The 12,243-nt window shown below is 71.4% G+C and carries 9 protein-coding genes; 8 read left to right on the top strand and 1 reads right to left on the bottom strand.

The genetic code is table 11. From position 1 onward, the window contains the following. Window positions 1-152: 152 nt before the first annotated feature. Complete coding sequence (locus ACFRKB_RS33495) at window positions 153-3,194, top strand: beta-N-acetylglucosaminidase domain-containing protein (protein ID WP_383110380.1); 3,042 nt, start codon at window positions 153-155, stop codon at window positions 3,192-3,194. Here the strand turns inward: ACFRKB_RS33495 and ACFRKB_RS33500 are convergent. Beyond that, window positions 3,191-3,730, bottom strand: coding sequence for an HNH endonuclease (locus ACFRKB_RS33500; protein WP_365972665.1), 540 nt, complete (start codon window positions 3,728-3,730; stop codon window positions 3,191-3,193). The two genes, ACFRKB_RS33495 and ACFRKB_RS33500, sit on opposite strands and share 4 nt — an antisense overlap. A 293-nt stretch (window positions 3,731-4,023) precedes the next feature. Between ACFRKB_RS33500 and ACFRKB_RS33505 the strand changes: the two genes are divergently transcribed. The 7 genes from ACFRKB_RS33505 (at window position 4,024) to ACFRKB_RS33535 (ending at window position 12,108) form a co-directional block, all read left to right on the top strand. Further along, window positions 4,024-5,088, top strand: a complete 1,065-nt coding sequence (locus ACFRKB_RS33505; protein WP_383110381.1) for a mechanosensitive ion channel family protein — start codon at window positions 4,024-4,026, stop codon at window positions 5,086-5,088. Between the two features lie 270 nt (window positions 5,089-5,358). After that, window positions 5,359-6,522 (top strand): ROK family transcriptional regulator, encoded by a 1,164-nt coding sequence (locus tag ACFRKB_RS33510; protein WP_383110408.1) that lies wholly within the window; start codon window positions 5,359-5,361, stop codon window positions 6,520-6,522. 93 nt (window positions 6,523-6,615) lie between these two features. Further along, window positions 6,616-7,950: an ABC transporter substrate-binding protein gene (locus ACFRKB_RS33515; RefSeq protein ID WP_383110382.1), complete on the top strand. Its 1,335-nt coding sequence runs from the start codon at window positions 6,616-6,618 to the stop codon at window positions 7,948-7,950. Window positions 7,951-7,969: 19 nt separating this feature from the next. After that, the gene (locus tag ACFRKB_RS33520; protein ID WP_383110383.1) at window positions 7,970-8,911 is read left to right on the top strand and encodes a carbohydrate ABC transporter permease; all 942 of its coding nucleotides are present in this window, start codon (window positions 7,970-7,972) and stop codon (window positions 8,909-8,911) included. 1 nt (window position 8,912) lies between these two features. Further along, entirely contained in the window at window positions 8,913-9,824 is a 912-nt protein-coding gene (locus ACFRKB_RS33525) for a carbohydrate ABC transporter permease (RefSeq protein ID WP_383110384.1), read from the top strand. A 5-nt stretch (window positions 9,825-9,829) separates the two neighbouring features. Then, window positions 9,830-11,095 (top strand): 6-phospho-beta-glucosidase, encoded by a 1,266-nt coding sequence (locus ACFRKB_RS33530; protein WP_383110385.1) that lies wholly within the window; start codon window positions 9,830-9,832, stop codon window positions 11,093-11,095. Between the two features lie 2 nt (window positions 11,096-11,097). Then, window positions 11,098-12,108, top strand: a complete 1,011-nt coding sequence (locus tag ACFRKB_RS33535) for an N-acetylglucosamine kinase (protein WP_383110386.1) — start codon at window positions 11,098-11,100, stop codon at window positions 12,106-12,108. The last annotated feature ends 135 nt before the right edge of the window (window positions 12,109-12,243 follow it).

The following is a 12,243-nucleotide window of genomic DNA, read 5'->3' on the forward strand; positions in this document are numbered from 1 at the left end:
AAACGGGCATTTGCGACACAACGGCCACGCGCATTGACACCCTCACCACGGGGGTGGTGGGCTCGGTGCCGCTCGACGGCTCGCTTGTCGGGACTCCGGCGGGACGTTGGCGGTGTCAGGAAGCGAAACCAGTGCGCATGAGGGGACAAGGCATGCAGCTCGGGCGCGGAAAGCGGACCACGACCGCCGTCGCGGTCGCCGTGATCGGCGGACTGCTCGGCACCGCGCCGAGCGCGCAGGCCGCCCCCCGGCCCCCCGGATCGCCCGCGGCCACCACCCCCGACCGCGAGGGCGAGGTGGCGGTGCCCGCGGTCTGGCCTCGGCCCCAGACGATCAGGGCGGCCGGGAGCGCGGTCACCCTCGGCAACGAGGTGACCGTCGTCGCCGGGGCGGACGCCGACCCGTACGCCGTACAGGCCCTGGCGGATCTGCTGCGGGCGGCCGGGGTGCGTACCGTCCGCACCGCCTCGTCCTCGGGGACGCCGTCTCCGGCCGGCGGGCCCGTCGTACTCGCGGGCGGCAACGGCGCGCGGGACGCGCTGCGCGCCCTGCGCGCGCCCGAGCGCGCCGACCTTCCCTCCGGCGGCTACCGGATCGCCGTGGGCACCGTCGCGGGCCGCGGGACGGTCGCCCTGGACGGCGTCGGCGAGGACGGCCTCTTCCATGCCGCGCAGACCCTGCGCCAGCTGATCGTGCGCCGGGCGGCCGACCGGGCCGCCGTCCCCGGCGTGGTCGTGCGCGACTGGCCCGGAACCGCCGTACGCGGCACGACGGAAGGGTTCTACGGGCAGCCCTGGGACCACCGGCAGCGGCTGGCGCAGCTCGACTTCATGGGCCGCACCAAGCAGAACCGGTACCTCTACGCGCCGGGCGACGACCCGTACCGGCAGGCGCGCTGGCGCGATCCGTATCCGGCGGCGCAGCGCGCGGAATTCCGTGAGCTGGCCGAACGCGCCCGGCGCAATCATGTGACGCTCGCCTGGGCCGTCTCCCCCGCCCAGTCCATGTGCATGACCTCGGACGCGGACCTCAAGGCGCTCATCCGCAAGATCGACGCGATGTGGGCGCTGGGCGTGCGCGCGTTCCAGCTCCAGTTCCAGGACGTCAGCTACAGCGAGTGGCACTGCGACCAGGACGCGGAGACCTTCGGCTCGGGACCGGCGGCGGCGGCCGAGGCACAGTCCCGGATGGCGAACGCGCTGGCCGGGCATCTGGCGGACCGGTACGGAGGCGCCGAGCCGCTCACCGTCATGCCGACCGAGTACTACCAGGACGGCGCCACGGACTACCGCACGGCGCTCGCCGGGGCGCTCGACGCGCGGGTGCAGGTCGCGTGGACGGGCGTCGGGGTCGTCCCGCGCACGATCACCGGCCGCGAACTGAGGGGCGCGCGTGCGGCGTTCAGGCACCCGCTGGTCACCATGGACAACTACCCGGTCAACGACTACGAGCAGGACCGGCTCTTCCTCGGCCCGTACACCGGCCGGGAGCCCGCCGTGGCGACCGGTTCCGTCGCGCTGCTCGCCAACGCGATGGAGCAGGCGTCGGCGTCCCGTATCCCGCTGTTCACGGCGGCCGACTACGCCTGGAACCCGCGCGGCTACCAGCCGCAGACGTCCTGGCGGGCGGCGATAGACGATCTCGCGGGCGAGGACGAGGGGGCGCGCGAGGCGCTGGGCGCGCTCGCGGGCAATGACGCCTCGTCGATTCTCAGCCCGTCGGAGTCGGCGTATCTGAAGCCGCTGCTGGGCGCGTTCTGGCGGTCCCGTACGGGCACGGACACGGCGGCCAGAAGCGCGGCGGCGAGCAGGCTGAAGGCCGCGTTCACGGTGATGCGGGAGGCCCCGAGGCGGCTCTCCGGGGCGGCCGGCGGGCAGCTGGACGACGAGGTGCGGCCCTGGCTCGACCAGCTCGCGCGGTACGGCACCGCGGGCGAACTGGCCGTCGACATGCTCCGGGCCCAGGACCGCGGCGACGGCGCGGCGGCATGGCGGGCCTCGGTGGATCTGGAGCCGCTGCGCGAGGCCGCGGCGGCGAGCCCGGTGACGGTCGGCGACGGCGTGCTGGGGCCGTTCCTGAAGCGGGCGGCGAAGGAGTCGTCGGCCTGGACGGGAGCGGATCGCGCGGCGGGCGGCGCGCGCGCGGGTCGCGCGGGCGTCGCCCAGGACGCGCGGTCCTACACCGTCGAGCTGGGGCGGGCCAGGCCCCTGGAAGCGGTCAACACGATGACCGAGCCCGGCACGGGCGCCGGCGCGGCCGTCGAGGCCCGGGTCCCCGGCCAGGGCTGGCGCGCGCTGGGGCCGCTGTCGACGAGCGGCTGGACCGAGTCGGCCGCGAAGGGGCTGAACGGGCAGCGGGTCGACGCGGTACGGATCGTCTGGCCCGGTGCGGGCGCCGGGCCCGGGGGTCCCGGTGGGGCCGCGCCGTCCGTACGGCATGTCGTGCCCTGGTTCGCCGACGAACCGCGGGCCAGCCTCGACCTGCCGCGCGGCGCCGCGGACGCCCAGATCGGCGGGGAGCCGGAGACGGTCGAGGCGCGGCTGGCCGCGCGGCGGCCCGGCGAGGTGCGGGGCGCGCTCAAGGCGAAGCCGCCTTCCGGCATTCGGGTGACGGTGCCCAAGGAGACGACGGTGCCGCGCGGCTCCCGTACGAACGTCCCGGTGCGGGTCAGTGTCCCCGCGGGCACCCCGGCCGGTACGTACGAGGTGCCGCTCACCTTCGCCGGCGAGGAGCGCACCCTCACGGTACGGGCCGCGCCCCTGACCGGCGGCCCGGATCTGGCGCGTACGGGCACGGCTGCGTCGTCAGGCGACGAGACGCCCGACTTCCCGGCCGCCGCCGCGATCGACGGCGACCCGGTCAGCCGCTGGTCCTCGCCCGTGGAGGACGGCGCCTGGTGGCAGGTCGAGCTGGCACGGCCGGCCAGGGTGGGCCGGGTGGTACTGCACTGGCAGGAGGCGTACGCGAGCGCCTACCGGATCCAGGTCTCGCCGGACGGGCGCACGTGGCGGACGGCCGTGGCAGTCGAGGACGGCGAGGGCGGACGGGAGTCGGTCGGGATGGACGCGAAGGACACGAGGTTCGTGCGGGTGCAGGGAGAGGGGCGGGGGACGCGGTTCGGGTACTCGCTCTTCTCGGTGGAGGTGTACGGGGTGGCGCCTCCCCCGCCCCGCACCCCCGCGGACAGGCCCTAAGAGGCCCTCGGTGCGTCGATGCGCGCCACCGCGTCCTCCGCGCCGTACGGCTGGAGGTACGGCATCCAGCGTGGATCCCGGTGGCCCGTGCCGATGATGCGCCAGGCCAGGCCCGACGGCGGGGCGGGCTGGTGGTTGAGGCGCCAGCCCAGTTCCCGCAGGTGGCGGTCCGCCTTGACGTGGTTGCACCGGCGGCAGGCCGCCACCACGTTGTCCCACCGGTGCTGCCCGCCGCGGCTGCGCGGGATGACGTGGTCGACGCTGGTTGCGACGCCACCGCAGTACATACAGCGACCGCCGTCACGGGCGAAGAGCGCACGGCGGGTCAGCGGAACGGGCCCCCGGTAGGGGACCCGCACGAAGCGCTTCAGCCGTACGACGCTGGGGGCTGGGATGACACGGGTTTCGCTGTGCATGAAGGCGCCGGATTCCTCGAGGCAGAGTGCCTTGTTCTCCAGGACGAGGACGAGCGCGCGGCGGAGCGGTACGACGCCGAGCGGCTCGTACGACGCGTTGAGGACCAGGACATGCGGCACGGATGCCTCCTTGTACGCCGGCGGCACGTGGCTCGCGCCGGGACGATCTGCTCTCAGTCTCTCCTCATGCCTGGTCGAAACGCCACCACGTCCAGGTAACGGGCTATGAGTGTTTTCGACCACATGACGCCCACATGACGGCTCCCGCACGGCGTACAGGCCCTCCCGGGGGCCCCGGAAGGACCGTGGGTGACATACGTGAGGCGCGTCTCTCCGGCCTCCGGGGCGGCGGTCGGGCCCGACTGCCCCGTTAGTGTGGTGGGCGATCCCCGCGATACCTGGAGGTTTCTGTCGTGTCCTGGTCCGCCCTGCCGGCCGCCGGTCCGTCGTCCGACACCGTCACTCTCGACGAGGCCGCGGACCGGGCCAACGACGCGGCGAGCTGGGTGGAGGAGAACTGGGCTGTCTGGCTGAGCACCGGGTTGCGGATGGTGCTGATCCTGGTGATCGCGCTCGTGCTGCGCCATGTGATCCGGCGCGCCCTGACCAAGCTGATAGACCGGATGAACCGCAGCGTGCAGGCCGTGGAGGGCAGCACGCTCGGCGGGCTGCTGGTGAACGCGGAGCGGCGCCGGCAGCGGTCGGAGGCGATCGGTTCGGTGCTCCGGTCCGTCACCTCGTTCCTGATCCTGGGCACGGCGGCGCTGATGATGCTGGGCGCGCTCAATATCAATCTGGCCCCGCTGCTGGCCTCGGCGGGCGTCGCGGGGGTGGCGCTCGGGTTCGGGGCGCGCAATCTGGTGACGGACTTCCTGTCCGGGGTCTTCATGATCCTGGAGGACCAGTACGGCGTCGGGGACACCATCGACGCCGGGGTGGCCTCCGGCGAGGTGATCGAGGTCGGGCTGCGGGTCACCAAGCTGCGGGGCGACAACGGCGAGATCTGGTACGTACGCAACGGTGAGGTCAAGCGGATCGGCAACCTCAGCCAGGGCTGGGCGACGGCGGGTGTCGATGTGATGGTGCGCCCGACGGAGGATCTGGAGAAGGTCCGTACGGTCATCGCGGGCGTCGCCGAGAAGATGGCCAAGGACGACCCGTGGAACGAGCGGCTGTGGGGCCCGGTCGAGGTGCTGGGGCTGGACGCCGTGCTGCTGGACTCGATGACGGTGCGGCTCTCGGCGAAGACGATGCCGGGCCAGGCGCTGGGCGTGGAGCGCGAGTTGCGCTGGCGGATCAAGCGCGCCTTCGACGAGGCGGGCATCCAGATCGTCGGCGGCCTGCTCCCCGCGACGGAGACGGCCACGACGGCGGACCCCGCGGCGGGGGTGTCCGCGCCGTCGGCGCTGGCGAGCCCGACGTCCCCGCAGTCCATGGCGGCGGCCCCGATCACCCCGCCCCCGAACCTGGCGAAGTAGCGCGGCCCCTTCAGGCACAGCGCCTCCCCTTTCACGCATCCCCGCTTTCACGCACCCCCGCAGGTAACGCTTTGGTTGCCGCGGGGGTGTCGTGCGTCGGAGGGTATTGACGCCTTCGAGGCTTCCGGCCTACTTTCCTCGCACCCAATAGGAAACTTTCCTAACAGTGTCGTCGGGAGAGCGAGCAGTGGAAGGGCAGGTGCCGAGTCCGTGACCGATCCGACCGGATCACCCACTCCGTCACCGGGCACACCGCGTGTGCTGCGGGCCATGAACGACCGGGCCGCGCTCGATCTGCTGCTCGCCCACGGCCCGCTCTCGCGGACCCGGATAGGCAAGCTCACCGGGCTCTCGAAACCGACCGCCTCCCAGCTGCTCGCCCGTCTCGAAGCGGCCGGCCTGGTCGTCGCCACCGGGACCACCGAGGGGCGGCCGGGGCCCAACGCCCAGCTGTACGCGGTCAACGCGCGCGCCGCGTACGCCGGGGGGCTCGATGTGAGGCCGCGGCGGATCCTGGCCGCCGTCGCCGATATCACCGGTACGACCGTCGGGGAGTTCGAACTGCCCACGCCGGGGCGGCGCGCCGACAGTGTGGTCCGTCAGGTCACGGACGCGCTGGAGGGGGCCGTGAAGGCCGCCGGTCTCGCCGTCGCCGATGTGCGCCGGGTGGTGATCGGTACGCCCGGCGCGTTCGATCCGTCCACCGGCCGGCTGCGGTACGCGTCCCATCTGCCCGGCTGGCACTCCACCACGCTCCTCGACGAGCTGGCCGCGGCCCTGCCGATGCCCGTCGAGTACGAGAACGATGTGAACCTCGCGGCTGTCGCCGAGCAGCGCCTCGGAGTGGCCCGCGGCGACGAGGACTTCGTCCTGCTGTGGAACGAGGACGGCCTCGGCGCCGCCCTGTTCATCGGCGGGCGGCTGCACCGCGGCTTCACCGGCGGCGCCGGCGAGGTCGGCTTCCTGCCGGTCCCCGGAACTCCGCTGGTACGCCAGGTGGTCCGGGCGAACAGCGGCGGCTTCCAGGAGCTGGCGGGTGCCCAGTCCGTGCCACGGCTCGCGAAAACGCTCGGCATCGACACCCCCGAGACGCCGTACGCCGAGGTGGCGGCCGGGCTGCTGCGCCGGGCCGCGGCCGGGTACGAGCGGGACGACCGGCTGGCCGAACTGCTGCGGCTGTACGCCCAGCGGCTCGCCACCGGTCTCGCCTCCGTGACCGCCGTACTCGACCCCGAACTGATCGTCCTGGCGGGCGGGGTGACCGCCGCCGGCGGTGAGCCGCTGCGCGCACTCGTCCAGGCGGAGCTGGCCGAACTCGCCGCGTCCCGCCCCCGGCTCCTCATCGGTGAGGTCCAGCACCGTCCCGTACTGCGGGGCGCGCTGGAGAGCGCCCTCGCGACCACGCGCGACGAGGTCTTCGACACCGCCCGCTGATCACCGCCACCTGATCACCGCCACCCGATCACCGCCCGACGCACCCTCGTATCTCCCTTACCGACCCCCGTACCCACCACCGGGAGTACCGCCATGCTCAGAAACCGTCGTTTCGCCGTCTCCGCCGTCGCGGTGGCCGCGATATCCGTTCTCGCCACGTCCTGTACCGGACAGTCCGGCGCCGGCGCGTCCGACGATCCGAACGCCAAGACCTCCATCACCTTCTGGCACGGCTGGAGCGCGCCCGCCGAGGTGAAGGCCATCCAGGAGAACATCGACCGGTTCGAGAAGGCCCACCCGAACATCACGGTGAACGTCGTCGGCAACATCAATGACGACAAGCTCAACCAGGCGCTGCGCGCGGGTGGTTCCAAGGGGCCCGATGTGGTGTCCTCCTTCACCACCTCGAACGTCGGCAAGTTCTGCTCGTCGGGCGCCTTCGCCGATCTGGCCCCGTTCATCGAGAAGTCCGGGCTGGACCTGGCGAAGACCTTCCCCAAGGTGCTGCTGGAGTACACGCAGTTCGAGGGCAAGCGCTGCGCGCTGCCGCTGCTCAGCGACGCGTACGGGCTCTACTACAACAAGGACGCCTTCGAGAAGGCCGGGATCACCTCCCCGCCGAAGACCATGTCGGAGCTGGCCTCCGTCGCCAAGAAGCTCACGAAGACCAAGGGCGACAGCTACGAGCAGGTCGGTCTGATGCCGACGTACCACGGCTACGAGACGGTCGTCGACCACTACATGTCGAGCTGGGACCACGCGTACTTCGACAAGGACGGCAAGTCCAACATCGCCAAGGACCCGGCCTTCGCGGAGATGTTCACGTACCAGAAGAAGCTGGTCGACGACCTCGGCGGCTACGAGAAGCTGGAGAAGTTCCGCTCCACGTTCGGTGACGAGTGGGGTGCCAAGCACCCGTTCCACACCGGCCAGGTGGCCATGCAGCTGGACGGCGAGTGGCGGCTCGGCATGGCGGAGGACGCCAAGGTGCCCTTCGAGATCGGGGTCGCGCCGATGCCGGTGGCGGACGACGAGGCGGACAGTTACGGCAAGGGCTTCCTCTCCGGCACGATCATGGGGATCGCGCCGCGGAGCGAGAAGCAGAACGCCGCGTGGGAGCTGGTGAAGTACATGACGTCCGACACCGAGGCGGTCGTCCAGTTCGCGAACGGCATCCGCAATGTGCCCTCGACGCTGGAGGCGCTCACATCGCCCGGCCTGAAGTTCGACCCGCGGTTCAAGACCTTCCTCGACATCGCGCGGCACCCCGAGTCCAGCACCCCGCCGGCCGCGGTCAACGGCTCGACGTACCAGCAGACGCTCCAGGACTTCGGGTTCCAGTACGAGCAGGGCAAGGTGAAGGATCTCCAGGCGGGTCTGGAGCAGACCGCCCGGCAGATCGACCGTGACATCGAGCAGGCCAAGTAGCGGGCCGGGAAGTCAACCGATGTCCACGCACTCGCTCCGTTCGAAGCGCCGCAGGTCGGCGCTTCGGACGGCGGCGTTCATGTCGCCCTGGCTGATCGGCTTCACCGTCTTCTTCGCGTATCCGCTGGTCTCGACCGTCTACTTCTCCTTCATGAAGTACGACGGGTTCAACTCGCCCGTCTGGAACGGTCTGGGGAACTGGTCGTACGTCTTCAGCGACTACCCGATGTTCTGGCCGTCCCTGCGCAACACCCTCTGGCTCGTTGTGATCATGGTGACCTGCCGGGTGGTCTTCGGTCTCGGCGTCGGCATGCTGATCACCAGGATCAAGACGGGTACGGGGATCTTCCGCACCCTCTTCTATCTGCCGTATCTGGCGCCGCCGGTGGCCGCGACGCTCGCGTTCGTCTTCCTGCTCAACCCCGGTACGGGACCGGTCAACACCATTCTCGGGGAGCTCGGCCTGCCCACCCCCGGCTGGTTCAACGACCCCGGCTGGTCCAAGCCCGCGCTCACCCTGCTGGCCGTCTGGGGCATCGGCGACCTGATGGTGATCTTCATGGCCGCGCTGCTCGACGTACCGAAGGAGCAGTACGAGGCGGCCGAGCTGGACGGCGCGTCGGCCTGGCACCGCTTCCGGTACGTGACCCTGCCGAACATCTCGCCGATCGTGATGTTCGCCGTGGTCACCGGAGTCATCTCGGCGATGCAGTACTACTCCCAGCCGCTGGTCGCGGGGAAGGTCGCCTCCGGTGTCATCGGCGGTTCCGGGCAGCAGTTCGAGCCCGGCTACCCGGACAAGTCCACGCTGACGCTGCCGCAGCTGGTCTACAACCTGGGCTTCCAGCGCTTCGACTACGGCGCCGCCTGTGTGGTCGCGCTCGTCCTGTTCGCGCTGGCCATGGCCTTCACGGCGCTGCTGATGCGGCGGCGCGGCGGACTGATCGGATCGGGTGACTGAGATGACACAACTCCTCGGCCGGCCCGGCTCGCCGACGACGGCCACGCCCGGCGCGGCGGACCGTACGCCCGCCGCCCGCACCGCGCGCCGCAAGGCGCTGCTGCACTGGATCGCCGTGCACGCGCTGGGGGTCGCGGCGGCGCTCTTCTTCGTGCTGCCGTTCGTCTTCCTCTTCCTGACCTCGGTGATGAGCGACCACCAGGCGCTCACCCGCGATCTGACCCCCAACTCCTGGGAGTGGGGCAACTACGCGAAGGTGTTCGACACCCCGGGCTTTCTGACCTGGTGGCGGAACACCCTGCTGTACGCGGGGCTGGGCACGGTCCTGTCGGTGCTCTCCTCCATCCCGGTGGCGTACGCGCTCGCCACGTTCCGCTTCCGCGGCCGGCAGCTGTCGCTGATGCTCGTCATCTCGATGATGATGCTGCCGCCCCAGGTGATCATCATTCCGATGTATCTGTTCTGGGCGAAGCGGCTCGATCTGTCGGGCTCGCTCTGGCCGCTGATCATCCCGATGGCGTTCGGTGACGCGTTCTCCATCTTCCTGCTGCGCCAGTTCCTGCTGACGATCCCGAACGAGTACCTGGACGCCGCGAAGGTCGACGGCTGCGGGGAGTTCCGTACGCTGATCAGGGTCGTCCTGCCGATGGCCAGGCCCGGGATCGCGGCCGTCGCGCTGTTCCAGTTCTTCTATGCCTGGAACGACTACTTCGGCCCGCAGATCTACGCCTCGGAGAACCCGGCCGCCTGGACGCTCAGTTACGGCCTGGAGTCCTTCAAGGGCGCGCACCATACCGACTGGAATCTGACCATGGCCGCGACCGTACTGGTCATGGCCCCTGTGATCCTCGTGTTCTTCTTCGCCCAGAAGGCGTTCGTCGAGGGAGTCACACTGACCGGAGTGAAGGGCTGAGAACCATGAAGCTCGCCGTGGTAGGCGGAGGATCGACCTACACACCCGAACTCATCGACGGATTCTCCCGGTTGAGGGAGACTCTGCCGATCGAGGAACTCGTGCTGGTCGACCCCGCGGCCGGCCGTCTTGAGCTGGTCGGGGGACTGGCCCGGCGCATCTTCGCCAAGCAGGGCCATCCCGGCCGTATCACCACCACCTCGGACGTGGACGCGGGTGTCGCCGGCGCCGACGCGGTCCTGCTCCAGCTGCGGGTCGGAGGGCAGGCCGCGCGGAACCAGGACGAGACCTGGCCGCTGGAGTGCGGCTGTGTCGGGCAGGAGACGACGGGCGCGGGCGGCCTCGCCAAGGCGCTGCGTACGGTCCCGGTCGTCCTCGACATCGCGGAGCGTGTGCGGCGCGCCAACCCCGACGCGTGGATCATCGACTTCACCAACCCGGTGGGGATCGTGACCCGGGCGCTGCTCCAGGCCGGCCACAAGGCCGTGGGCCTGTGCAATGTGGCGATCGGCTTCCAGCGCAGGTTCGCGAAGCTGCTCGACGTCGCGCCCGCCGAGGTGTACCTGGAGCATGTGGGGCTCAACCATCTGACCTGGGAGCGTGGCGTACGGCTCGGCGGCCCCGACGGCGCCGACCTGCTGCCCAAGCTGCTGGCCGAGCACGGCGACTCGCTCGCGGCCGATCTGCGGCTGCCACGCGCGCTGCTGGACCGGCTCGGGGTGGTGCCCTCGTACTATCTGCGCTACTTCTACGCGCACGACGAGGTCGTCCGGGAGCTGCGGACGAAGCCGTCGCGGGCCGCCGAGGTCGCCGAGATGGAGAAGCGGCTGCTGGAGATGTACGGCGACCCGTCGCTGGACGAGAAGCCGGAGCTGCTGTCCAAGCGCGGCGGCGCCTTCTACTCGGAGGCGGCGGTGGATCTGGCCGCTTCGCTGCTGCGCGGCGGCGGCAGCCCCGTCCAGGTGGTCAACACGTACAACAACGGCACGCTGCCGTTCCTGGCGGACGACGCGGTGATCGAGGTCCAGGCGCGGGTGGGCACGTCGGGCGCGGTGCCGCTCCCGGTGTCGACGCTGGATCCGCTGTACGCGGGCCTGATCGCGAATGTCACGGCGTACGAGGACCTGGCGCTGGAGGCCGCGCTGCACGGCGGCCGGGACCGGGTCTTCACGGCCCTGCTCTCGCATCCGCTGATCGGTCAGTACGAGTACGCCGAGGCGCTCACCGACCGGCTGATCGCGCACAACCGGGAGCATCTCACGTGGGTGTGAGCGTGGCGGTGAGCACTGCCGGCGAGGCGGCGGGGCGCGCGAGCGTCCTGGCCGTCGACGCCGGGAACAGCAAGACCGATGTGGCCGTGATCGGCGCCGACGGCTCGGTGCTGGGCACGGCCCGCGGGGGCGGCTTCCAGCCGCCGGTCGTCGGGATCGGGACGGCGGTCGACGCGCTGGCGGCGACGGTCGCCGAGGCCGCGGCGGCGGCCGGGCTGCCGGAGCGCGGTCTCGTCGGCCATGTGTCGGCGTGTCTCGCCAACGCCGATCTCCCGGTCGAGGAGCGCGAGCTGGCCGAGGCCGTACAGGCGCGCGGCTGGGGGCGTACGACGGAGGTGCGCAACGACACCTTCGCGATACTGCGCGCCGGTCTGCCGACCGGCGCGGAGCCGCGGGGTGTGGCCGTCGTCTGTGGCGCGGGCATCAACTGTGTGGGGATGCTGCCGGACGGCCGTACCGCGCGGTTCCCCGCGATCGGGCGGATCTCCGGTGACTGGGGCGGCGGTTCGGGCCTGGCGGAGGAGGCGCTGTGGTTCGCGGCGCGGGCCGAGGACGGCCGAGGCGAGCCGACGGAGCTGGTACGGACGCTGCCGGGCCACTTCGGGCTCGGCTCGATGTACGAGCTGATCGAGGCGCTGCATCTGGGGCATATCCCGTTCGTACGCCGGCATGAGCTGACGCCGGTGCTGTTCGCGACGAGCGCGGCGGGCGACGCGGTGGCCCGTTCCGTGGTCGACCGGCTGGCCGAGGAGGTCGTCGTGCTGGCCTCGGTGGCGCTCGGCAGGCTCGGGCTGCTCGACGAGGAGGTACCGGTCCTGCTGGGCGGCAGTGTTCTGGCGGCCCGTCATCCGCAGCTGGACGACGGGATCTCGGAGCTGCTGGCGGCCAGGGCGCCCAAGGCGGTCATCGGGGTGGTGACGGCGCCGCCGGTGCTGGGGGCCGCGCTGCTCGGTCTCGACCGGGTGGGAGCGAGCGCGGAGGCGCATGCCAGGCTCGGGGCCCATTACGCCTGACCGCGAAGCCGCCGGCCGGCTCCGGCCGCGGAACGCGTACGTAAGCCCCGTGAACGGGAACCGCTCACGGGGCTCCGGCGTATTCATGAGGGGAACGGCGGGAAACGGCGGAGAAATCGACCGGCCGCGGTCGGC

This window comes from Streptomyces scopuliridis (assembly GCF_042790125.1).
Taxonomy (GTDB): domain Bacteria; phylum Actinomycetota; class Actinomycetes; order Streptomycetales; family Streptomycetaceae; genus Streptomyces; species Streptomyces scopuliridis_A.

Bases quoted from the DNA above. Each gene is read 5' to 3' on its own strand.
- ACFRKB_RS33495 (WP_383110380.1), top strand. From the start codon at position 153: ATGCAGCTCGGGCGCGGAAAGCGGACCACGACCGCCGTCGCGGTCGCC.
- ACFRKB_RS33510 (WP_383110408.1), top strand. From the start codon at position 5,359: ATGAACGACCGGGCCGCGCTCGATCTGCTGCTCGCCCACGGCCCGCTC.
- ACFRKB_RS33515 (WP_383110382.1), top strand. From the start codon at position 6,616: ATGCTCAGAAACCGTCGTTTCGCCGTCTCCGCCGTCGCGGTGGCCGCG.
- ACFRKB_RS33520 (WP_383110383.1), top strand. From the start codon at position 7,970: ATGTCCACGCACTCGCTCCGTTCGAAGCGCCGCAGGTCGGCGCTTCGG.
- ACFRKB_RS33525 (WP_383110384.1), top strand. From the start codon at position 8,913: ATGACACAACTCCTCGGCCGGCCCGGCTCGCCGACGACGGCCACGCCC.
- ACFRKB_RS33530 (WP_383110385.1), top strand. From the start codon at position 9,830: ATGAAGCTCGCCGTGGTAGGCGGAGGATCGACCTACACACCCGAACTC.